Origin of the sequence: Kitasatospora sp. NPDC017646 (assembly GCF_044329365.1) — a bacterium.
In the GTDB taxonomy this organism is placed as follows: Bacteria; Actinomycetota; Actinomycetes; order Streptomycetales; family Streptomycetaceae; genus Kitasatospora.
This window is the reverse complement of sequence record NZ_JBIRJC010000004.1, coordinates 45,965-66,582: the sequence shown is the minus strand read 5'-3', so window position 1 is coordinate 66,582 and position 20,618 is coordinate 45,965. Positions and strand designations below refer to the sequence as shown.

At 72.3% G+C, this 20,618-nt stretch carries 20 protein-coding genes and 3 pseudogenes; 9 read left to right on the top strand and 14 right to left on the bottom strand.

Going from position 1 to position 20,618, the window contains the following annotated elements:
- Positions 1-1,182 carry a 3-deoxy-7-phosphoheptulonate synthase gene (locus tag ACH4J0_RS08520; protein WP_396238263.1) on the top strand — a complete coding sequence of 394 codons (1,182 nt, stop codon included), beginning with the start codon at positions 1-3 and terminating at the stop codon, positions 1,180-1,182.
- Positions 1,183-1,264: 82 nt separating this feature from the next.
- Entirely contained in the window at positions 1,265-1,912 is a 648-nt protein-coding gene (locus ACH4J0_RS08515) for an isochorismatase family protein (RefSeq protein ID WP_396238261.1), read from the top strand.
- A gap of 53 nt (positions 1,913-1,965) precedes the next feature.
- Here the strand turns inward: ACH4J0_RS08515 and ACH4J0_RS08510 are convergent.
- The 3 genes and pseudogenes from ACH4J0_RS08510 to ACH4J0_RS08500 form a co-directional block, all read right to left on the bottom strand.
- A pseudogene (locus tag ACH4J0_RS08510) lies at positions 1,966-2,280 on the bottom strand (hypothetical protein).
- 709 nt (positions 2,281-2,989) lie between these two features.
- Entirely contained in the window at positions 2,990-3,682 is a 693-nt protein-coding gene (locus tag ACH4J0_RS08505) for a transglycosylase family protein (protein ID WP_396237619.1), read from the bottom strand.
- A gap of 308 nt (positions 3,683-3,990) precedes the next feature.
- Complete coding sequence (locus ACH4J0_RS08500) at positions 3,991-4,662, bottom strand: TetR/AcrR family transcriptional regulator (protein ID WP_396237617.1); 672 nt, start codon at positions 4,660-4,662, stop codon at positions 3,991-3,993.
- Positions 4,663-4,772: 110 nt separating this feature from the next.
- On the opposite strand from ACH4J0_RS08500, the gene ACH4J0_RS08495 reads away from it, so the two are divergent.
- From ACH4J0_RS08495 to ACH4J0_RS08485, 3 genes are all read left to right on the top strand, one after another.
- Positions 4,773-5,441: a hypothetical protein gene (locus ACH4J0_RS08495; RefSeq protein WP_396237615.1), complete on the top strand. Its 669-nt coding sequence runs from the start codon at positions 4,773-4,775 to the stop codon at positions 5,439-5,441.
- Positions 5,442-5,691: 250 nt separating this feature from the next.
- Complete coding sequence (locus tag ACH4J0_RS08490) at positions 5,692-6,279, top strand: RNA polymerase sigma factor (RefSeq protein ID WP_396237613.1); 588 nt, start codon at positions 5,692-5,694, stop codon at positions 6,277-6,279.
- Positions 6,276-6,920, top strand: a complete 645-nt coding sequence (locus tag ACH4J0_RS08485; RefSeq protein ID WP_396237611.1) for a hypothetical protein — start codon at positions 6,276-6,278, stop codon at positions 6,918-6,920. The genes ACH4J0_RS08490 and ACH4J0_RS08485 overlap by 4 nt, the downstream gene beginning before the upstream one ends.
- Before the next feature lie 138 nt (positions 6,921-7,058).
- On the opposite strand, the gene ACH4J0_RS08480 is transcribed toward ACH4J0_RS08485, so the two are convergent.
- The 5 genes and pseudogenes from ACH4J0_RS08480 to ACH4J0_RS08460 all read right to left on the bottom strand — a co-directional run bounded on the left by ACH4J0_RS08480 (position 7,059) and on the right by ACH4J0_RS08460 (position 11,287).
- Positions 7,059-8,714, bottom strand: coding sequence for an arylsulfotransferase family protein (locus tag ACH4J0_RS08480; protein WP_396237609.1), 1,656 nt, complete (start codon positions 8,712-8,714; stop codon positions 7,059-7,061).
- 525 nt (positions 8,715-9,239) lie between these two features.
- A pseudogene (locus ACH4J0_RS08475) lies at positions 9,240-9,655 on the bottom strand (GNAT family N-acetyltransferase); the annotation flags it as partial.
- Positions 9,656-9,704: 49 nt separating this feature from the next.
- Complete coding sequence (locus ACH4J0_RS08470) at positions 9,705-10,124, bottom strand: arsenate reductase ArsC (RefSeq protein ID WP_396237607.1); 420 nt, start codon at positions 10,122-10,124, stop codon at positions 9,705-9,707.
- A gap of 36 nt (positions 10,125-10,160) precedes the next feature.
- Positions 10,161-10,910, bottom strand: a complete 750-nt coding sequence (locus tag ACH4J0_RS08465; RefSeq protein ID WP_396237605.1) for an aquaporin — start codon at positions 10,908-10,910, stop codon at positions 10,161-10,163.
- Positions 10,907-11,287 carry an ArsR/SmtB family transcription factor gene (locus ACH4J0_RS08460; RefSeq protein ID WP_396237603.1) on the bottom strand — a complete coding sequence of 127 codons (381 nt, stop codon included), beginning with the start codon at positions 11,285-11,287 and terminating at the stop codon, positions 10,907-10,909. Before ACH4J0_RS08460 ends, ACH4J0_RS08465 begins: the two co-directional genes overlap by 4 nt.
- Positions 11,288-11,376: 89 nt before the next feature.
- Between ACH4J0_RS08460 and ACH4J0_RS08455 the strand changes: the two are divergent.
- Positions 11,377-11,529, top strand: a pseudogene (locus ACH4J0_RS08455) (VOC family protein); the annotation flags it as partial.
- Positions 11,530-11,594: 65 nt separating this feature from the next.
- On the opposite strand, the gene ACH4J0_RS08450 reads toward ACH4J0_RS08455, so the two are convergent.
- On the bottom strand, positions 11,595-12,074 hold the full coding sequence (locus ACH4J0_RS08450) for a DUF5994 family protein (protein ID WP_396238259.1): 480 nt from the start codon (positions 12,072-12,074) through the stop codon (positions 11,595-11,597).
- 223 nt (positions 12,075-12,297) lie between these two features.
- On the opposite strand from ACH4J0_RS08450, the gene ACH4J0_RS08445 reads away from it, so the two are divergent.
- Positions 12,298-12,435, top strand: a complete 138-nt coding sequence (locus ACH4J0_RS08445; protein ID WP_396237601.1) for a hypothetical protein — start codon at positions 12,298-12,300, stop codon at positions 12,433-12,435.
- 24 nt (positions 12,436-12,459) lie between these two features.
- Here the strand turns inward: ACH4J0_RS08445 and ACH4J0_RS08440 are convergent, their stop codons facing one another.
- Positions 12,460-12,906, bottom strand: a complete 447-nt coding sequence (locus tag ACH4J0_RS08440) for an ATP-binding protein (RefSeq protein WP_396237599.1) — start codon at positions 12,904-12,906, stop codon at positions 12,460-12,462.
- A gap of 472 nt (positions 12,907-13,378) precedes the next feature.
- Here ACH4J0_RS08440 and ACH4J0_RS08435 point away from each other — a divergent pair, with 472 nt between their 5' ends.
- The gene (locus tag ACH4J0_RS08435; protein ID WP_396237597.1) at positions 13,379-14,587 is read left to right on the top strand and encodes a PP2C family protein-serine/threonine phosphatase; all 1,209 of its coding nucleotides are present in this window, start codon (positions 13,379-13,381) and stop codon (positions 14,585-14,587) included.
- A gap of 78 nt (positions 14,588-14,665) precedes the next feature.
- Here ACH4J0_RS08435 and ACH4J0_RS08430 read toward each other — a convergent pair whose 3' ends face one another.
- The 4 genes from ACH4J0_RS08430 to ACH4J0_RS08415 form a co-directional block, all read right to left on the bottom strand.
- Entirely contained in the window at positions 14,666-16,039 is a 1,374-nt protein-coding gene (locus ACH4J0_RS08430) for a GAF domain-containing protein (RefSeq protein ID WP_396237595.1), read from the bottom strand.
- A 65-nt stretch (positions 16,040-16,104) separates the two neighbouring features.
- Positions 16,105-16,566 carry a pyridoxamine 5'-phosphate oxidase family protein gene (locus ACH4J0_RS08425; RefSeq protein WP_396237593.1) on the bottom strand — a complete coding sequence of 154 codons (462 nt, stop codon included), beginning with the start codon at positions 16,564-16,566 and terminating at the stop codon, positions 16,105-16,107.
- Positions 16,567-16,737: 171 nt separating this feature from the next.
- A complete protein-coding gene (locus ACH4J0_RS08420; RefSeq protein WP_396237591.1) occupies positions 16,738-17,151 on the bottom strand; it encodes an STAS domain-containing protein in 414 nt (137 codons plus the stop codon).
- The gene (locus ACH4J0_RS08415) at positions 17,135-17,497 is read right to left on the bottom strand and encodes a helix-turn-helix transcriptional regulator (RefSeq protein WP_396237589.1); all 363 of its coding nucleotides are present in this window, start codon (positions 17,495-17,497) and stop codon (positions 17,135-17,137) included. The genes ACH4J0_RS08420 and ACH4J0_RS08415 overlap by 17 nt, the downstream gene beginning before the upstream one ends.
- 283 nt (positions 17,498-17,780) lie before the next feature.
- On the opposite strand from ACH4J0_RS08415, the gene ACH4J0_RS08410 reads away from it, so the two are divergent.
- On the top strand, positions 17,781-20,519 hold the full coding sequence (locus ACH4J0_RS08410) for a SpoIIE family protein phosphatase (protein ID WP_396237587.1): 2,739 nt from the start codon (positions 17,781-17,783) through the stop codon (positions 20,517-20,519).
- The last annotated feature ends 99 nt before the right edge of the window (positions 20,520-20,618 follow it).

Genomic DNA, 20,618 nt, shown 5'->3' with positions numbered 1-20,618 from the left:
CTGTCCGAGGAGGAGCTCCTGCCCTACCGCAGCCGCCCCGCCGGGCAGCAGCCCGACTGGGGGGACGCCTGGCTGGTCGACAAGGTGCGCGCCGACCTGGCCGCCCTGCCCGGCCTGGTCGCCTGGGACGAGGTGCGCCGGCTGCGCACCCTGCTCGCCGAGGCGGCCGTCGGACGGCTGCTCGTCGTCCAGGCCGGCGACTGCGCCGAGGACCCGGCCGACTGCACCCCGGAGGCCATCTCCCGCAAGGCCGGACTGCTGGACGCGCTGGCCGGCGTGCTGCGGATGAACACCGGACTGCCCGTCGTCCGGGTCGGCCGGATCGCCGGCCAGTTCGCCAAGCCCCGGTCCCGTCCCACCGAGGTCGTCGACGGCGTCGAACTGCCGGTGTTCCGCGGCCTCATCGTCAACGCGCCCGACCCCCAGCCGATGGCCCGCCGCCCCGACCCGCTGCGCCTGGTCACCGGCTACCGCGCCGCCGCCCGGGCCATGGCCCAGCTGCGCCGCCACGAGGAGACCTGGTCCCCGCTGCCCGACCCGGTGGTCTGGACCAGCCACGAGGCCCTGCTGCTGGACTACGAACTGCCGCTGCTGCGCCGTTCCTCCGACGACCGGCTGCTGCTCACTTCCACCCACTGGCCGTGGATCGGCGAGCGCACCCGCGAACCGGACGGCGCCCACGTGCGGCTGCTGGCCGACGTGGTCAACCCGGTCGCCTGCAAGGTCGGCCCGGGCTGCACCCCCGCCGAACTGCTGGAACTGTGCCGCGCACTGGACCCGGACCGGGCGCCCGGCCGGCTCACCCTGATCGCCCGCTTCGGTGCGGGCCGGGCCGCCGACCGGCTGACGGAGCTGGCCCGGGCGGTGCGCGAGGCCGGCCACCCGGTGAGTTGGCTGTGCGACCCGATGCACGGCAACACCGTCAGCGCGCCCGACGGCCGCAAGACCAGGGCGCTGTCCGCCGTGGTCCAGGAGGTCGGCGAGTTCCTGGCGGCGGTGCGCCGCGGCGGCGGCGTCGCCGCCGGTCTCCACCTGGAGGCGACGCCCGACCCGGTGGCCGAGTGCGTCGCCGACGACCCTGCCGTCGCCGACGCCGGCCGCCTCGGCCCCTACACCACGCTCTGCGACCCGCGCCTGAACCCGGAGCAGTCCCTCACCGTCGCGGCGGCCTGGCGCCCCTGACCGCCGCCGCCCCCTTCCCGCCCCTGCCACCACACCCTGACGAGGTCCCGCCTTGAGCATCAGCCCGATCCCGCCGTACCCCATGCCCACCGAACGCGACCTGCCGGAGAGCCGGGTGCCCTGGACACCGGACCCGGACCGTGCCGTCCTGCTCGTCCACGACATGCAGGAGTACTTCCTGCGCCCCTTCGCCGCCGACCGCTCACCCGCCTCCGAACTCCTGCACAACTGCCGCCTGCTCCGGGCCCGTTGCGTCGACCTCGGCGTCCCCGTCGTCTACACCGCCCAGCCCGGCGACATGGACGACGAACAGCGCGGCCTGCTCAAGGACTTCTGGGGCCCCGGCATGCGCGCCGAACCGGGTGACCGCCGGATCGTCTCCGCCCTCACCCCGCAGCCGCGCGACCACGTCCTCACCAAGTGGCGCTACAGCGCCCTGCACCGCTCCGGCCTGCTGGAACTGCTCCGCGACAGCGGCCGCGACCAGCTCATCCTGTGCGGCGTCTACGCCCACGTCGGAGTCCTGATGACCGCCGTGGACGCCTTCTCCCACGACGTCCAGCCCTTCCTCATCGCCGACGCCGTCGCCGACTTCTCCCTCGACCGGCACCGCATGGCCCTCTCCTACGCCGCCAACAACTGCGCCGCCGTCACCACCACCCGCACCGCCCTGCTCGCCCTCGGCGCCACCGCCACCGACCGCGCCGAAGCCCCCCTTCCCGTCTCCTGAGCCACCCCAACGGGCCCGGGCCGCCGACCAGCGGCCCGGGCCTCCCGCCGGTCTCAGCCCACGGCTCTCCTGACGAGCGTGCTGATGCGCTCCTCGTCGGCCGCGGTCAGCTCCTTCACGGCGTAGGCCTACCGCGACTTGAACTTCTGCGCGCACTGGAAGTGGATCTGCTCGGCGAGCACCCGGTCCGCCTCCGGCATCTCGGCGATCTTCGCCAGCACCTCCAGCTCCGCCGCCGCCTCCTTCTCCGCCCGCGACCCCCGCCGCGCCACCGTCCGCTTCTGCTCCCGGGCGTGCTCCTTCATCGCGGCCCGCTCCTCGGCGGTGAACCCGGTGTACTCCTCGGCGGGCGAGTCGGTCGGCTGCATGGCGGACCTTCCTCTCGTGGTGGACAGAGGATCAGAACCGTGCGGTGCCATGGCCTTCACGCCGCGCGCCGACCGGGGGTTCTCGAATCCTGACCGGTTCTGCGCCGCGGGCCTGGACGCCGGCCGGGCGGTCCGGGCCCGGCGGGCGTGGTGCCCAGCCCGCGGTGATGCCCTCGACCGCCGTGAACGGCTCGGGCGACCGGTAGCGCAGGTTGAGCCGAGGCGAAGTCCGGTGGCCTCGGGTGATCAGGGCGTGTGGGTGCGCTCGAGGGCGCCGGGCGCGTCGGGGGGATCCAGGGTCAGCAGGTGGAACAGGAGGTCGGCCCGTCGGCGTGGATGATCTCCACGGCCGGCTCATCCCGCCCCGACTGAGGCTCTCGGCGACTGCGGTGGCCCGGGCGATACGGATGCGGAGCAGTGTGGGGTCCTTCACTGCTGGTGCACGGGACTGGCCTGTGCCGGTAGCGCGCCCCGCGGTTGGCGCTTCGTCAGGGTGGCGCTCGGGGTGCTCCCCTGGCGGCGATGAACAGATTCGCCGTTCGCGGACGCCGCCGGAAGTCGTTCCGGCTGTCGCCGACCGGACCGTCCGGAGTCGGACAGCATGGCGTGAGCACGTCCTGGGTGTCCGAGCTGAGCCGGTTCACCCTCGTAGGCGTCTGCCGATCGCGGCCGTGATGACCGCGAGCGCATGGCCGGCCGTTCCCGCGGGTCAGCGCAGTGCGAGGACCTGGCCGGGCAGGATCAGGTCAGGGTCGTCGCCGATGGTCTGGCGGTTGAGCGCGTAGAGGGTCGACCAGCCGTCGGGGGAGCCGACTTCCTGGGCGATGTCCCCGAGGGTGTCGCCGGGACGGACGATCCAGCTGTCCACGCCGGCTCCGTCCGCGTCCGTTCCCTCGTCGATGGCTGCGGGGGTGTCCGCCGGGGCGGTGCGCTCGCTGCGCTCGGTGCGCGGGGCGGGCGGGGCGGGAGCGTGCGGCCGTTGCGCGTGGTCACGAGCGTGGGTGCCGGCGTGGCTGTTCGAGCGGCCGCCGTCGTGGCCGGCACGGGCTCCGCAGACCGGCCAGGGAGCGAGGCCGCGGCTCGCGGCGAGGTGCTCGGCCACCGCGATCTGCTGCTCGCGGGTCGCCCCGTCCGGGCGGGGCGCGTAGGCGAGGCCGCCGTTGGCGCGCCAGGTCGCGGCGTCGAACTGCAACCCGCCGTAGTAGCCGTTCCCGGTGGCGGCCTGCCAGCGCCCTCCGCTCTCGCAGCGGGCCAAGGCGTCCCAGTCGGTTCCCCCGGCACGGGCCCCGGTGGGGACCGGGACCGCGGAGGACTGCTTGGCGCCGCCGAGGACGGCGGCGAGTGCCAGCAGGGGAAGCAGTAGAACGACGAGCGAGCGACGGACCACGGACAGCGGCGACATGAACACTCCGCACCTCGGGGACAGGGATCAGGCGCGTTGAAACGCCTTCTCCACTCATGCGTCACGCGAGCCCGGACGGTCGCCAGACACACCGTGATTGCGTCCCGTCGGCGGTCCGACACCACTCGAACGGTCCGGACGCCGTCCTCCGGCGATCGCGGCCGGGGAAGCCGCGGAGCCGCCGGACCGCCCCCGGGGGACGACGGAGGCCCGGCCCGCTTCGCAGCGGGCCGGGCCTTCGATCACGGCGGAGGGGTCGTGCGTTCGACACGGTCTCGATGCAAGCCCGCTTCCCGCCGTCCGAGGCCTCAAGCGGGGTTCGGAGGGGTCACCGGCCGGCGGGGCGGGATCGACTGGGAGAGCGCCGCGAAGCCGGTGTGGAGCAGGCGGAGGCTCCGCGTGAACTTCTCGTCCTGGCTGATGCGGGGGATCAGGTCGCCCATGACCAGGGGGAAGCGCTCGCACAACTCGGCGTAGAGCTCGGCGGTGACGGTCGGTGGGGAGGACGGCTGGTTCTGCTCCTGGAGCACGAAGCCGGTGACGTGGCTGAGCACGGTGTCGGCGGCGATGCCGCAGTGCTCGGCGGGAAGCCCGGCGTCGACGAAGGTGCCCAGCAGGCGTTCCATCAGGGAGAGCGCACCGGCGCTGAGCATGCCGGGGCTCTCGGCGAGGAGTTGGGCGCCTCCGGGGTGCTCCTTGATGCTCAGGCGCAGGGCGGTGGCCTGGGCCTCGACGCGGTCCTGCCAGCTCGCGTCGGCGGGGAGGGCGGCCAGGGCCTCGGTGCCGGCGTCGTAGGCCTGGCGGCACACCCGGTCGGCCATCAGGGCGAGCAGTTCGTCCTTGCCGCGTACGTGGTAGTAGAGGCTGCCCGCATGGGCGTCGAGCCGGTCGGCGACCTGGCGCATCGACAGGTTCTGGTAGCCGACCTCGGCGAAGACGGCCATGCCCGCGTCGACGATGCGGTCCTTGGTGAGCTTCATGAGGTTCACCGTACAGCGTTTTCCAACGCCGTTCGAAAACTGTGCTAGCTTTGCTCCATCAGATTTTCGAACGGCGTTGGAACGCGTCGGAGCCGGGGAGGGACAGGACCATGGGGGCGATCCTCTTCAACGTGACCACGGCCGCGCTGATGGTCATGATGGTCAACTGCGGGCTGGGCGTGGTCGGTCGCGACACCCTGCGTTCGCGGCCGCTCCCGTGGGCGGCGATCGTCCTGACCGCCGTCGCCGTCGGCGGGGTGCTGCTCCAGCTGGTGTGGTCCGGCGCCATGGACGCGCTGGACGCGGACCCGGCCAAGTCCGGCTGGTGGCGCGAGTTCACCTCGGTGTTCATGCAGAACGGCGGCCTCTTCGGCGGCCTGTGGAACCTCGTCACCCTCGCCGCCGTCGCCGCGCTCGCCCAGTGGTACTGGGGCGGCGCGCTGACCCTCGGCTTCTTCCTGGCCGGCATCCTGCTGCCAGGCCGGATCGACGACCTGCTCGGCTTCGGTGACGGTCCCAGCACCGACCCCCGCAACTTCGCCGGCAGCTCCGGTGCCACCTACTTCCTCGGCGCGACCCTCGCCCTCGCCTTCCTCACCCGCACCCGCCTCCCCAAGGAGATCGCCCTGGCGGCCGGCGTCCCCGTGCTCGGCCTCGCGATGTGGCTCGCCCAGGACAACGGCCACGGACTGGTCTGCGTCTACGGCTTCGCCCTCGCGGCGGTGGCGTGGGCGGTCCGCCGCCGCCTGGTCCGCCCGGGTGCCGGGCGGACGGCCTGACCTTCGGCGCCCCCACGGCCGCCCGCGCCTCGGGGGGCTCACACGGACACGACCAAGGCCCCGACCGCTGAGCGGTCGGGGCCTTCGGCCTGGTGGGCAGAGGCGCAGCCTGCTTCGGCCCCGGAGGGCCGGCGGAGCGGCCTTGAGCACCAAGCCGCGGCGAGCCGCCGGAAGGGCCGCGTGTAACGCCTTCGAGTGCCGGAGCCAAGTAGAGGTGTAAGGCAGTGCTCGTCGTCCCAAGGAGTCATCCGTGTCAGCGGAGCACCCGATAGCACCACCCTCGCGCGACCCGGCGGCGTTCGCCGTGTTCTACCGGCAGCAGTTCGACACCGTGCTCGGCTTCGTCACCCGGCGCACCGACAGCGTGCACCTGGCAGCCGATCTGACGGCCGACATCTTCCTGACGGCGCTGGAGCAGGCCGACGGTTACGATGCCCGCCGCGGCTCGCCCGTCGCCTGGCTGTACGGGATCTCCCGCAACGTCCTGGCCGCGCACTTCCGCGGCAGTGCCCGCGAGCTCAATGCGGTGGCCAGGATCGCCGGTCAGCGGCTGCTGGACGATCAGGACGTGTCCGCGATCGAGGGACGCATCGACGCGGCCCGCGAGGCCCGCGCACTGGCCGTTCGGCACGCGGCCCTGTCCGAGCCGCTGCGCGCGGTGCTGGATCTGGTGGCCGTCGACGGGCTGGCCGTCCGGGAGGCCGCCAAGACGCTGGGCATCAGCGCGGCCACGGCCCGCGTGCGGCTGCACCGGGCCCGCAAGTCGCTGCAGAAGGTCGCTCCGCAGACCAGCGACACCAGCACGTCCGTGAACGCTCTCCTGGAGGCCGCCTCGTGACCACGCCCCTGAACTTCCAGCAGCGGCTCGGCGCCGAACTCGCCGCCCGTGCCGCGAACCTGCCCGCCACAGGTGCCACGGTCCGGGTCCGGCCGCGCCGCTCCCGCAGGCTGGTGGTGACCGGCTTCGGGCTGGCCGCCGCGGTCACGGCGGTCGTCCTGATGCCGCACAACGGCGCCACCAGCGTGGCCCCCGAGCCGCAGGCCGGTGCAGGCGCCTCCCCGACGGCCGGTGGCGGCTCGGCCGCGGTGCAGCTCAGCACCGCCTCCTACACGGTGACCCCCAACAAGGACGGCACCGTCTCCTTCCAGCTGATCGGCGCCGAGTGGTCCGGGCTCCAGAGCGCCCTGCGCTCGGTGGGCGTGCCCGCGCTGGTCATGACGCCCTCGGCCTCCTGCCACACCCCGGTGGCCACCGACAGCAGCCGGCTGGAGTCGGTGATGTCCCTGGATCCCGGCAACGGCCGCATCGCGATCCTGCATCCCGCCGCCATCCCGCCCGGCGAAAGCCTGCTGCTGCTCGACGTCGCCCCCAAGGGCGCGCTCCACCCGAGCACCGTCGGCAGCCTGGAGATCTCACTGACCTCGGAGACTCCCAGCTGCTTCCCCCTCTCCCAGACCAACGGAGTCGGCGAGGGCTGAGCCGGCCGGCCGAGGACGCCAACAGGCGTCAAGGGCTTCCAGGAGACGACGAAGGCCCCGACAGGAGCGGCCGGGGCCTTTCGCCCGGGGAGCGCTTCCTCCCGCGGATTCCGACTCGGTATCGGGCACGCCCCCATCTCAGCCGGAGCGGGTCACGACGTGGGACGTCCCGATGACCTCGCCCTTCGCGTTCAGCGCCCTCACCTGGAAGTACGGTCCCGGGTTGTCCGTCGTGACGGCCGTCTCGAAGCCGGTCCGGTCGGCGCGCTCGACGACCACCGACAGGGAGCGGGCGTCGGGTCCGGCGAGCACCTGCCACGCTGCGGTCTCCGTCGAACCGTTCCAGGAGGCGTAGACGATGCTCCGCCCGCCGCTGCCACCGTCGCGCGCCGCCGCACCGGGCGGGTACCACGGCTTGCCGACCCACTCGTGGCGGAACGCCCGGTACGAGATGTCGGAGCCCGGCATCGTGGCGTCGTAGAGCAGGTTCTTCGAGCCGTCGCCCTCGGTGTTCCCGGCGCCCCTGTACTCCGAGTAGTACGACTCCTGCCCCCACCCGACGAACTCGTTGCCGTTGGTGAGCGCCTGGGTGTCTCCCTGGGACGCCGCGTACAACCCCGGCGCGTGGTAGTAGGTCCGCGCCGCGGTCGCGCGGTGGTTGGGGAAGTCGAGGTCGAGGATCAGGCCGTGCGACTGCTGTTCGGGGGTGCCGTCCGGCTGGTTGCAGCAGCCGTCGTCGAACATGCTGATCCGGTTTCCCGGCCGGAACCGGGCGTGGTGCTGCCAGAAGAAGTCCGCGTTCGGGCCGAAGCTGAAGTCGCTTCTCTTGCCACCGAGTTGCCAGCGGATGTCGCCGGTGCGCCGCGCGACGTCGTAGACCGCCCAGAGGTTCCGGGCCGAGATCAGCAGCTGGCCGTCGGGGCCCTCGTCGATCGAGTTCACGTGGTAGGCGTCCCACACCCCGCCGGACGAGGACGCCGAGGAGGCCGACACCTCGGAGTCCGCCGGGTTCACGTGGTCGAGGATGTCCCATGAGAAGACGAGTTTCCCGGTCGCGAGATCGACCTCCTGGATCTCGCTGTCCTCGATGGCTCCGTTCTTCGGCCCCCCGTACGGGGTGAGGTCCATCGGGACCGGCTTGGACGCGATGAACAGCGCGGTCCCCCGGCGCGTCAGGAGGAACTCGTGGAAGTCCGGGTAGAAGCCGTGCCGGGCGAAGACCGTCCTGATCGGGCGGTAGTGGTCGTCGTAGACGTAGTAGCAGCCTCCCGGCTCGGGGGCGCCGCCGGGCAGGTTGGTGTAGTACGGGGGGATCGCGATGGTCCCCTGCCAGAACGTCAGCACAGGCTGTGTGACGCCGGTCCGGGGATTGTGGTACGCCTGCACCCGGAAGTCGCCGTTCTCGAGGTTCGCGACGGGAAGCGGGCGGAACCACACCGGATCGCCCGAGTCCTCGAGCATCAGCGCCCCGGTCTGGCCGACCGGCTGGGTGAGGTTGTAGGGGGAGACGAAGACGTCCCCCCGGGCCGTGCCCGGTCGTCGCGTGGTCACGGTGACCCGCATGGGATGCAGCTCCGGCGCGGACACGAAGCTCCACACATCGCTGCCGGAGGTGATCGGTGGCGGTACGTTCGTCGCCGGCGGGGCGGGCTGGGTCGCGCACTGGGCACGGTCCCATCCCATCAGGTCGGACGCTGCGGACGTGCCTGCCCCGAGCGAGCCGAGCGCCCCAGCCGTCACCATCACCGTCGCTGCGGCCATCCAGCGGTGCCAGACACCCATAGCTGCAGGCACGTCCCTCCTCCTTCTGCTGCTCACCCTTGCGGAATCGGATTGGTGGCCGCACGGCCTTGGCCGTCCTGCCCGGGAGCGGCTCGGAAGCCGGTGCCCCACACGAGGTTGTACGGGCCTGCGGCCTTCGCCCCAGAGGCCTGCGTCCTGGGTGACCGGTATGGCCCACAGATGGCACCCGGACAGACCAGACGGCTGGCCGGTGGGCGAGCGGTCCCGCCCGGCCGGCTGGATGATGCCCCGCGGTGGCTTCATCCGGCACGGGGTCAAGGACGTCGACGGGGACGACTTACCGGGGCCCGAAAAGGTCGACCGGGACGGGACACGACGACGGCTCCGACCGGATTCCGGTCGGAGCCTTTCGTTTGCCCTGGCGGGCGGGGCGGAGGATACGAGATTCGAACTCGTGAAGATCACCGCCCGGGAGAAGGGGGCTGCTCAGGGCAGCCGGCCGGGCCCGAAGCGACTCCACCCACGTGCTGTCGGCGCACCCGAACCAGCCACTTCGCAGCGCTCCGCCCCGCCGGACAGGGTGACGTCGCGCCAGATGCCGTGGTGACGGCCGATGCGTTCGCGGGTGCCGATGACGCGGAAGCCGGCGCGGGTGTGGAGGGTGAGGCCGGCGGCGTTCCCGGAAAGGATGCCGGACTGGATGGTCCAGATCCCGGCGGCCTCGGTCGAGGCGATCAGGGCGTCGAGGAGCGCGGCTCCGACTCCTCGCCCGCGCGCGTCAGGGGGGCGTGGACGGAGTGCTCGACGACGCCCGCATCCGCACACCGGTCGGAGACGGCGGTGACGGCGGCCCAGCCGAGGACCTGGTTGTCGGTGTCGAGGACGACCAGGCGGTGGTCAGGAAGCTTGGCGCTGTCGAACGCGGCCCAGGTCGGGGCGGTGGTCCCGAAGGTGGCGCTGCCCTCGTTGATGCCGTGTTCGTAGATGGCCAGGACCTGGTCGGCGTGCTCGGCGTCATGGTGGCGATGCGCACGGCCTCGCTCATCCGGCGGCCTCGACGCCGAGGTCGGCGAGCAGGCCGCGGACGCGCCGCTCGATCTCGTCGCGGATCGGGCGGACAACGCCGACGCCCTGGCCGGCCGGGTCGTCGAGCTTCCAGTCCAGGTACCGCTTGCCGGGGAAGTAGGGGCAGGCGTCGCCGCAGCCCATGGTGATCACCACGTCGGACGCCTGGACCGCCTCGGTGGTGAGCACCTTCGGGGTCTCGGCGCAGATGTCGATCCCCACCTCGGCCAGGGCCTCGACCACGGTGGGGTTCACAGTGTCGGCCGGGGCGGAGCCGGCGGAGCGGACCTCGACCCGGTCGCCGCCGAGGCGGGTGAGGAAGGCGGCGGCCATCTGGGAACGGCCGGCGTTGTGCACGCAGACGAACAGCACGGACGGGACGGTGGGAGTGCTCACGAAAGGGTCCTTTGGTTTCCGAAGCGGGAGGCTGCGTCAGCGGGCGGCTTCGACCGGGTGGTGGTCGCCGTGCGGGACGACGACGTCGTCCTCGGCGGCGGGCGTCGGCCGGCCGAACAACATGGCAACCAGTGCGACACCGACGACCAGGCCGACGAGCTGGGCGGCGATGAACGGCAGGACGGAGGCTGGGGCGATGCCGGCGAAGGTGTCGGTGAATGCGCGGCCGATCGTCACGGCGGGGTTGGCGAAGCTGGTCGAGGAGGTGAACCAGTAGGCGGCGCCGATGTAGGAGGCGACTGCGGCCGGGGCGAAGTGCGCGCGGCCGACGCGGGCCAGGCCGAAGATCAGCAGGACCAGTCCGGCAGTCGCGACGACCTCGCCCAGCCACAGGTGCGGCGCCCAGCGGTCATGCGTCGACCAGCGTACGAGCGGTTCGGCGAACATCGCGTCCGCGAGTACCGCGCCGCCGATCGCCCCGGCGACCTGGGCCGGGACATAGGCCGCGACCTCCCGCAGCGCCGGCCCGCCCCCGTCGCGGCGGCCGGTCCACCAGGCGGCCAGGGTCACGGCCGGGTTGAAGTGGGCGCCGGAGACCGGGCCGAGCAGCAGGATCAGCACGCCGAGGCCGAACACGGTTGCGAGCGAATTGGCCAGCAGCTGGATGCCGATGTCCTGGGAGAGCTTGGTGGCCTGGACGCCGGAGCCGACCACGACGGCGACCAGCGCGCCGGTCCCGACGAACTCGACGGCCGCCCGGCGGCCCAGCGGAGCCATCTCGGTCATCTGGACCCTCCGGTGGCGGCCGGAGCCTGGAGCAGGGAGGACAGCTTGGCCAGGGCGGCGGGCAGCACCCAGTAGTAGACCCAGGTCCCGCGCCGCTCGGAGCCGACCAGGCCGGTCTCGCGCAGCACCTTGAGGTGGTGGGAGATGGTCGGCTGTGAGACGTCGAACGGCCCGGTCAGATCGCAGACGCACGCCTCGCCGCCCTCGTGCGAGGCGATCAGCGACAGCAGTCGCAGCCGCACCGGGTCCGACAGGGCTTTGAACATCTTCGCCAGGTCGACGGCGGCCTCTTCGCCCAGCGGCTCGCGGACCATCGGCGAGCAGCACGCGACCGCCGCCTCGTCCTGGTCGAGCACCTTCAGCTCCAAATTCGACATGTGTCTATGTTGACGCCCATCTAATCCGGCGCCAAGCCCGCGGCGTATCGACAACTGTCGAAACAAGCTCCGGATCGGGGAGGACCGCCATGTCCCGTGTTCAGCTCGCCCTGCGCGTCGCCGACCTCGAAGGCTCCGCCGCCTTCTACTCCGAGCTCTTCGGCGCCGAGCCCGCCAGGCGTCGCCCCGGCTACGCGGACTTCGCCGTCGCCGAGCCCCCGCTCAAGCTCGTCCTCTTGAAATGAGTGAGGGCCTTCTGGCCAGGTGTGGATTGCGACCGTCACCGGCGACCAGAAAGGCCCTCATGTCACTCCGTGACGCACTGCTGACGGGGGCCGGACGTCTGCCCGAGCAGGAGTTCGGAGGCCGGGGTGTGGTTGCCGGTTACCGAGGCCCCCACCATCGCCGAGGACGCCGTCTGCTTGCTGGTGCGGGGCGGTACCACCAGCAGGAGGAAGTGGTCCTGGAACCCTCGGGTGATGCTGATCGTCGCGTCGCTCGCGGCGAACCAGTTGATCTTGACGGTGCAGCCGTTGACCACGACCGACCGGGGCACTTCGTCCCAGGCCGCGGAGTCGAGGCCCACCCTGACGATGCGGCCCAGGTGGGCGCCGAGCGCGGTGATCAGGTCCGGCAGCTCGGCCAGGACGTGACTGGAGCGGGGCCACCACGCCCCGTCGAAGATTCCGTCCCGCGCCATCGTCGGCTCCAGCACCAGGCGTGGCAGGAGCGGGGCGCCGGGCGCCCACGGCCCGGGCGAGAAAGGAGTGGGGAGGGGGATCGGCATCATCTGGGGCCGCCCGTCCGGTCCGCGAGGGACCTGTCATGACCCAGGGCGACACCAGCGTGAATACCGGTGTGCGGAATGTCCTCGGTTGCTACCCACGGTACTCCCCGGGCGCCCTCATCGAAGGGACCGTCGAGTAGGCTTCGCACTATCCAGGACTTTCCGCATCCCGGTACCCTTTTGCTCCACGGCGCACCAACGGGGCCCGTTCACGCGGCCGAGCATGGGCCTGCGCCTGGCCGCGGTCGCGATGCGGATCAAGCACTTGGCCGTCTGGCCCGTCGTCGACGCGGACGGTTACCTCCTCGGCGTCCTCACCGCAGGCCGCGCTGCCGCCCTGCTCGCCGTTCCCTCCGCTTGAACCGTCGCGTCCGTCCTGCCGTCGTCATGACGACCGTGCTCTCACGGCGACCGGGTCGGTTGCCCGGCCTGGCAGGAGGAGGTCGGCCCAGACGGTCTTGCCGCAGCCTTCGGGGAAGGCCCCCCAGTGCAGGGCGAGGCGGTCGACGATGAACAGGCCGTGGCCGCCGATCCGGGCAGGCCGGTGGCTGCCGGGATGGGGCGGGGTGATGTCGGCCCGCGGATCCGTGACGGTGATGCGCAGGCGCGAGCCGTCATCGTCCAGGTCCATGGCGAGGGGACCTGCCGTGTGCCGGACGGCGTTGGTGAGCAGTTCTGATGCGACCAGTTGGGCGTCGTCGCCGGTGGTGGAGGAAGTCAGGCGCCAATCGGCTAGGGCTTGGCGGGTGAACGCCCGCCCTTCGTTCACCGAGGAGGCTCCGCTGCCTGCGGTGAAAGTCAGGTGGCGGTGGTGATGGACGGCTGCGGACATGGTGGTCGCTTCCCATCGGTCCGGGCCCATGGCGCCCGGATGACGAAGTCTCGTCGCACCGTGACGGCTACCCGTTCGGGCGAGGCTCACGCGCCGGGCCGGGCCGGGCAGTGCGCGTGCCGGCCGGGTGGCCACGCGGTCGGGCAGGGGGCGTCGGTCCGGCAGGGGCCGAGGAAGACGGGTGAGCGGCCCGGACTCGCGGAACCGTGGGCCTCCGGACCTGCGGCGGATTCGCCCGGCCGCGTCGGCTCCGCACGGTGAACGGCCGGGGCCGGACGCCACGGAGCCGAAGCCATGGTGGAACCGTGCCGTGCTCCGCACGCCCTCGGCATCCTGTCGACCGGTTGGAGAGCGCATCGCCCGGCAGTGGGGCGTAATGGAAGGAGCTGCCTCGGTTCACGGATCCGGGGCGCCCGGCTCGGCAGAAGCGGCGCCGGCCCCGACGACGGGAGCAAGACGGCGGTGAGCGAGGATGAGCGGTGACCAGCCATCCGCCACGCCGGAACCCGGTCGGACGTACGGTACCGGCGAACACCTGCTGTTGGGCCCGCTGCTGGACCGGACCCAGGAACTGCCGCCCCAGATGATCGCTCCACTGGTCGCCGACGCGGTGCGCCGATTCGGCGGTCGCGACCCGGTCCTCCTGCTGCAGGACTACGGACAGCTGGTCCTGGCACCCCTGCATGGGCGGGGGCTGACAGCCGGAGAGCCGGTGCCGATCGACGACTCACCCGCGGGCGAGGTGTTCCTGCGTGGTGTTCCCGTCGAGGAACCGCAGGAGGACGGCCTGCGGGTGTACCTGCCCCTGCCGGACGGCGGTGGCGAGGTGGGGGTGCTGGCCCTGACCCTGGACGCCGTCGACGAGGACGACCGCCGACTGCTGCGGGTCTTCTGCGCCCTGGTCGCCGATCTGCTGGTCACGAAGAACGCCTTCACCGACCGGATCTTCCAGGCCCGGCGCCTCCAGCCGATGAGCGTGGCCGCCGAGATCCAGTGGTCGCTCCTGCCGCCGCTCTCGATGACGGTCCCCCTGGTCGCCGTGGCGGGCATCCTCGAACCCGCCTACCACGTGGCCGGGGACAGCTTCGACTACGCGCTCAACGACGACCTCCTGCACGTGGCGACCATCGACGCCATGGGCCACGGACTGGATGCCGCCACCATGGCGACCGTCGCCATCGGTGCGTACCGGCACGCCCGGCGCGCCGACATCGGACTGGCGGAGATCTACGCGTTCATGGACCGGGCCATCGCCGAGCAGTTCGGGCCGGACCACTTCGTGACCGCGCAGATGATGCGCCTGGACACCGTTACCGGCCACTTGCAGTGGGTCAACGCCGGCCATCCGGCACCACTGCTGATCCGCGGCCGTCTCGTCGTCGAGCGGCTGGAGAGCGCCCCCACCCTGCCGGTCGGGTTCGGCGGCGAGCAGCCGGTGATCAGTGAGCGGCTACTGCGGCACGGGGACCGGGTGCTGTGCTTCACCGACGGCCTGGTCGAGGAGCGCGCGCCCGGCGGGGAGCAGTTCGGCGAGCACCAGCTCATCGACTGGGTCAACCGCGTCGAGCGCTCGGATACCGGGCTCCGGACCATGGTGCGCATGCTCTCCCACGTCCTCAAGGAGGAGCGGGGCGGGCGCACGAGCGACGACGCCACCCTGTTCGCGATCGAGTGGCGCTGAGCCGTCGGCGTCCCACTGCGACGGACAGACGACCGCCCACCGGGTCGACCAGGCACCGCCCCCGGAGCGCACCGCAGGTCAGGGCACTCCGGGGCCCGGGTCGGGGTGCTGGAGGTCGAAGACGGTGGCGCGGATGTCGCGGATGACGGTGTCGAGGCGGCCGACAGTGTCGAGGAGGTGCTGCTGCCGGTCGGGCGGTGCGGTGGTGGCCAGGCCGTTGAGGGTGAGACTGATGGCGAAGATGCCCTCGATGACACGGTTGCGCAGGTCCTGGGCGATGCGCTCGTGGTCACGGACCTGTGTGACGATCTCGGCGTCGGCGCGTTCGGCGGCGAGCCGCTCGGCGAGAGCGGCCTGAGCGGCGAAGACGGTCAGCATGTCCAGCTGGTCGTGGTCGAATCCCGCCCGGCCCGGGTGGCGGGTGACGAATAGGACCCCGGTGCGGCTGCCGCGGGCGGTCAGGGGGGCGAACATGGCCGGGCCGGGTGCGGTGGGCAGGACGGTGTCCGGCTGGTGGGCGCGTTCGTCGGTGGACAGGTCGGCGGTGATCAGCGGTTCGCCGCGGGTCAGGACGAGGCCGGTCAGGGACTGTGCGGTGGGCAGGTGGTGGCCGGTGACGCAGTCGGCGTCCTGGCCGGCGGCGATGCGGATGACCAGGCGCTCTGGGGTTTCGGGAAGGGCGATCGCCGCGATGTCGGCGTCGGCGACCTGCCGCGCCTGCTCGACGATCAGCGCGAGGACCTGGTCCGGCTCGGTACGGGCCAGGAGGGCGGAGCTGATCAGGGCCGTGGCGTGCTGCCACGCCTCCCTGCGCTGGGCCTGTTCGTAGAGCCGGGCGTTGTCGACGGCCGCCGACGCGGCACCGGCCAGCGCTTGGAGGAGTTCCTCGTCCTCCGTGGTGAACGGTGCCGGCACGGTGCCGGATCCCTGCTTGTCGGCGAGGTAGAGGGCTCCGAACGTCCGGCCGCGGGCCCGGATCGGCACGCCGAGGAAAGTCCGCATGGGCGGATGGCCGGGCGGGAAGCCGTACGTGTCAGGGGCCGCGTCGATGTCGTCGATCCGCAGCGGACCGGACTGCGTCCGCAGGCGGCCGAGGACACCTTCGCCCCGGGGCCACGGACCGATTTCCCGGGCGGCGGCCGGTTCGATGCCGCTGTGCCGGAACTGGACGAGCCGACCTTCGTCGTCGAGTACGGCCAGGGCGGCGAAGTGGGCTCCCAGCAGCTCACGGGCGGCGTTCACCAGGTGGTCGAGCACCCCTGGTGAGGCGATGTCCGTGGTGACCGCGAGAACCGCCCGCAGGAGGTCACGCAGGCGGCTTTCCGCGTGCAGGACGTCATTGGCTCGCGTCACGACGGCCTGGACGGCACGGTCGAGTTCCAGACGGGCGGGGTCGGGGATGTGCACGAAGCCGGGCAGCTCACCGGGCGGACCGTTCGCAGGAGTTCCCACCGGGCCGCACCTCCGCACGTCTCACGACTTTCCCGGCACAGTCCTTATGCCCGTTCGCGGGCCGTTCAGGCGTTGGGCGTAGCGCCGGGGTACGGGAGCCCGGCACGGCCGGGACCGGCTCCGGTGATCGGGAACGTCCGGCCGTCCACCTGCGTGGTCGTGATCCGCAGCAGGGATTCTGCCGGGCCGGGAACCCAGGGCGTCTCGGACCCCGTGCGGCTGATGAGGCGATCGGCTTCCCCGGCATCGGTCACGGGGTGGACGTAGCCGGTCACACTGACGCTCCACGCGGTGCCGGAGTCGGCACCCTCCGCTTCGAAGAGCACGACGTCGCCCTCCGCCAGCCGCTGGAGGCGTGCATCGGCACCGGCGCCGATCACGACATCCTCGTCGAGGAGGTAGTTCACCGGGGCGACGACGGGCAGGGCCCGCGCGGTGAACACCACTCGGCCGTAGCCGGTGCCCGCGAGCAGGGACAGGCATTCCTGGCGTTCCAGCCCACCGGGTACCTGCGTCGCCTCGTCCACGCCTCCATGGTCCTCGTCCCGGCACGCGCCGCGGCATGGGTCACTTGGCCCTGCTCGGCCGCCGTCCGGCCGCTGTTCGGGGGCTCGACCGATCGGCAGTGCGGCAGGTGGCCTGCCGCACGGGGCGTAGACATGGACGGTGTCCTGCGGCCACTGTGTCCGGTCACCACCTCATCCTGTCCGCCGGCTGGCGGCGTAGGCGTCCGCCAGGGCGGTGCGGACGCTTGAGCAGATCGTGAAGACCTCGTCGACGCCGGTGATCTCCAGTACTCGTCTGGTCTGAGGCGGCGGGGCGGCGAGCACCATCTCCACACCGGCGGCCGTCGCGCGCCGGCGGGCAGCGAGGAGGGCGTTGAGGCATACCGAGTGGCAGAAGGCCAGGCCGGTCAGATCGACGATCAGCCGGCGCGGGCGGGTCTGCACCACCCGTGCGAGGGCTTGCTGCAAGGGACGGCGGTCCTCCAGGTCCACCTCGCCGTCGAGGCAGACGATCACTGCCTCTCCGTCAACCACCGTGGTGGTGGTTCGCAGATGCGGTGTGAGGTGCTGGAGGCGGTCGGGCGCGGTCTCACGGATGCTCACCATGATGATCACCGGTAGGAAGCGTCTGTTGGTGGCCGGAGCCGGGGCGGAGACCGGGGCCGCCGAGCAGTGCCAGCAGGCCTGCGATCTCGTGGTGGGCCTCGGCGGGATGGCGGAAGTACGTGCCGCCGACGACGTGGTAGTGATTGCGGCGTCCGTGCCGCGTACGGGTGAGGAAGCCGGCGTCCTCCAGGTCGCTGATGATCGCCTGTACGGCCCTCTCGGTCACTCCGCACGTCGTCGCCAGATCCCGCAGGCGGATTTCCGCGTCACGCGAGATCGCCACCAGTACACGTGCGTGATGCGTCAGAAAGGTCCACCTCGTCCGAGGCCCCTGTTCGTCCCGCATACCACAAGTATGCCCTCGGATTCCGGTTTCGGAATGCCCGAGTCCGGGATCGTCAATGGTCTTCGCCGTCCGGCCGCCCCGCGCGCCGTCCGGCCACCGCCGGCCGAACTCCGGTGGGCTCGGTGGGGTACCCCGGGTGCCGCTTCGAGACCCGAGAGCGAGTTCCCGGCCGGCGATCTCTCCTGCCCGCCGTGGGCCTCGCACGTGCGCGTCTTCGGGCCGGGTGGCAGCGTGGAGGAGGGGACCCGGAAGCGCGGGGACAGCCCGGATGCACACAGGGAGCATGCCCTTGAGCAAGGCACAGGACGGACCGGGGGGACACCGGTCCGCCTGGGGGCGGCTGCGCTCGGGGCTGCGGGTGCCCAGTGTCGCCGGGCAGGTGTTCCTGTGGCTGCTGGTCGTGGTGGTCCTGCTGGTCGGCGCGGCGCTGACGGCGCTCGTCCTGCAGGCCCGCGGCTTCGCCACGAGTGATGCGGCGCACAGCACGCGTGCTGCGGCCGTCACGTTGTCGCGTTATCCCGGGTTGGCGGCTGCTCTCGACAGCGCCGATCCGACCGCGGTGCTGCAGCCCCTGGCCGTCGACGTGCAGAGGAGTGGCGGCTTCGACTACATCGTGATCTTCGGTACCGACGGGACCCGCTACGCCCAGACCGCCCATCCCGAGCTGATCGGAAAGCACGTCTACGGCAACTACCTACCGGCCCTGAAGGGGCCGTACACCGTGACCGAGAACATACCGCTGGGACCCGACGTGGACACCACCGTGGCGATCACCAGGCCGGATGGTTCGGTCGCCGGTTTTCTCTCGGTGGGGTACTACATCGTGAACACGGGCGGCGCGGTGAGCAGGCAGTTGCCGGTCCTGTTCGGCGGCGCGGCGGCCGCGCTCGCGGTGGGCACGGGCGGGGCGGTGCTGGTGCGGCGGCGGTTGCGCCGCCAGACCCACGGGCTGGGCCCGGCCGAGATGACGCGGATGTACGAGCACCACGACGCGGTGCTGCACGCGGTGCGCGAGGGCGTGCTGATCGTCGGCGGGGACGGGCGGGCGGTGCTGGCGAACGACGAGGCGCGGCGGCTGCTGGAGCTGCCGCCCGAGGTGGAGGGGCGGCCCGTCACCGAGCTGGGGCTCGATCCGGGGCTGGCGGAGCTGCTGGCGTCGGGGCGGGCCGCCACCGACGAGGTGTACCCGGCCGAGGACCGGCTGCTCGCCGTCAACAACCGCCCCACGGCGCCGTTCGGCGGCGGGCCCGGCAGCGTCGCGACGATCCGGGACACCACCGAGCTGCGGGCGCTGGCCGGGCAGGCCGAGGCGGCGCGGGCCCGGCTGAAGCTGCTCTACGACGCGGGGCTGCGGGTCGGCACCACCCTGGACGTGGAGCGGACCGCCCAGGAGCTGGTCGACGTGGTGGTGCCGCGCTTCGCGGACTTCGCCACCGTCGAGCTGGCCGAGGCGGTGCTGCGCGGTGACGAGCCGCTCCCGGGCACGGGCATCGCGGGAGGCCCGCGGATCCGCCGGGTGGCGGCCGGAGGCATCCGCGAGGACCGGCCGTTCTACCCGGTGGGCTCGCAGATCAGCCCGCTGCCCGGCACGCCGGAAGAGACCGCCCTGGGAAGCGGGTGCGCCGCGCTCGCCGCCGACCTGCGTCAGGCACACGCCTGGCGGGCACGCGACCCGCAGACCGCCGACCGGATCCTCGCGTACGGGGTGCACTCGCTGGTTTCCGCACCGCTCAAGGCGCGCGGCCTGACCCTGGGCACGGCCACTTTCTGGCGCGCGGGGGAGTCCGAGCCGTTCGGGGAGGAGGACGTCACCTTCTCCGAGGAACTGGTCGCCCGCGCGGCGATCAGCATCGACAACGCCCGCCGCTACACCCGTGAGCACCGGATGGCCGAGGCACTGCAGCGCAGCCTGCTGCCCCGGGGACTGCCCGAGCAGAGCGCCCTGGAGGCGGCCTACCGCTACCGGCCGGCCCAGCGAGGGGTGGGCGGGGACTGGTTCGACGTCATCCCGCTGCCCGGCTTCCGCGTGGCACTGGTCGTCGGCGACGTCGTCGGCCACGGCCTGCACGCCGCCGCCACCATGGGCCGACTGCGCACCGCCGTCCTCAACTTCTCCGCCCTCGACCTGCCACCGGACGAGCTGCTCGCCCGCCTCGACGAACTGGTCGCCCACCTCGACCTGGGCGAACCCGCCGAAGACGACAGGACGGGGACCGTCACGGGCGCCACCTGCCTGTACGCGATCTACGACCCGGTCTCCGGACACTGCGCCATGGCACGGGCGGGCCATCCCCCGCCCGCCCTGGTACACACCGACGGCAACGTGGAGTTCGTCGACCTGCCCGCCGGCCCGCCACTCGGTGTGGGCGGCCTGCCCTTCGAAACCACCGAGCTCCAGTTGGCACCCGGCACCGCACTGGTCCTCTACACCGACGGGCTGGTCACGAACCGCGAGCGCGACCTGGAGACCGGACTCGCCGCGCTGCGCCGTTCCCTGGTGGAGGCCCGTGCCGACGCATCCCCGGAGGAGACCTGCCGGGCCGTGTTCGACGCGCTGGTCCCGCCACACCCGAGTGACGACATCGCCCTCCTCGTCGCCCGCACTCGCCTGTTCGAGCCGTCTCAGGTGGCCACCTGGGACGTACCCGACGACTTCTCCGCCGTCTCCCGCCTCCGCAACGCATGCGGCGACCAGCTCACCGCCTGGGACCTGGAGGAACTGACCTTCACCACCGAGCTGATCCTCAGCGAACTGATCACCAACGCCCTCCGCCACGGCACCGAGCCCATCCGCGTCCGCATGCTGCGCGACACCAGCCTGGTCTGCGAGGTCTCCGACGGCAGTAGCACCGCCCCCCACCTGCGCTACGCCGACGCCACGGACGAGGGCGGCCGGGGCCTGTTCCTGGTGGCCCAGATGGCCGGGCGGTGGGGGACCAGGTACACGGCCCGCGGCAAGGTCATCTGGGCCGAGCAACCGCTGACCGCACCCGAGTTCCAGTTCGAGGCGAGGTTGCTGTAGAGCCCGAGTGGCGGAGGTGGTCCTGGACGCTGGTGCAGTCGCCGAGCCGGGCGAGGATCACGTCGGCCTCGTGGGTCCTCCTTATGCCGCTGACCAGCC

Bases quoted from the DNA above. Each gene is read 5' to 3' on its own strand.
- ACH4J0_RS08465 (WP_396237605.1), bottom strand. From the start codon at position 10,910: ATGACCGAGATGGCTCCGCTGGGCCGCCGGGCGGCCGTCGAGTTCGTC.
- ACH4J0_RS08450 (WP_396238259.1), bottom strand. From the start codon at position 12,074: ATGCCGATCCCCCTCCCCACTCCTTTCTCGCCCGGGCCGTGGGCGCCC.
- ACH4J0_RS08500 (WP_396237617.1), bottom strand. From the start codon at position 4,662: ATGAAGCTCACCAAGGACCGCATCGTCGACGCGGGCATGGCCGTCTTC.
- ACH4J0_RS08445 (WP_396237601.1), top strand. From the start codon at position 12,298: ATGGGCCTGCGCCTGGCCGCGGTCGCGATGCGGATCAAGCACTTGGCC.
- ACH4J0_RS08515 (WP_396238261.1), top strand. From the start codon at position 1,265: ATGCCCACCGAACGCGACCTGCCGGAGAGCCGGGTGCCCTGGACACCG.
- ACH4J0_RS08440 (WP_396237599.1), bottom strand. From the start codon at position 12,906: ATGTCCGCAGCCGTCCATCACCACCGCCACCTGACTTTCACCGCAGGC.
- ACH4J0_RS08415 (WP_396237589.1), bottom strand. From the start codon at position 17,497: ATGCGGGACGAACAGGGGCCTCGGACGAGGTGGACCTTTCTGACGCAT.
- ACH4J0_RS08505 (WP_396237619.1), bottom strand. From the start codon at position 3,682: ATGTCGCCGCTGTCCGTGGTCCGTCGCTCGCTCGTCGTTCTACTGCTT.
- ACH4J0_RS08495 (WP_396237615.1), top strand. From the start codon at position 4,773: ATGGGGGCGATCCTCTTCAACGTGACCACGGCCGCGCTGATGGTCATG.
- ACH4J0_RS08420 (WP_396237591.1), bottom strand. From the start codon at position 17,151: ATGGTGAGCATCCGTGAGACCGCGCCCGACCGCCTCCAGCACCTCACA.
- ACH4J0_RS08410 (WP_396237587.1), top strand. From the start codon at position 17,781: ATGCCCTTGAGCAAGGCACAGGACGGACCGGGGGGACACCGGTCCGCC.
- ACH4J0_RS08460 (WP_396237603.1), bottom strand. From the start codon at position 11,287: ATGTCGAATTTGGAGCTGAAGGTGCTCGACCAGGACGAGGCGGCGGTC.
- ACH4J0_RS08435 (WP_396237597.1), top strand. From the start codon at position 13,379: ATGAGCGGTGACCAGCCATCCGCCACGCCGGAACCCGGTCGGACGTAC.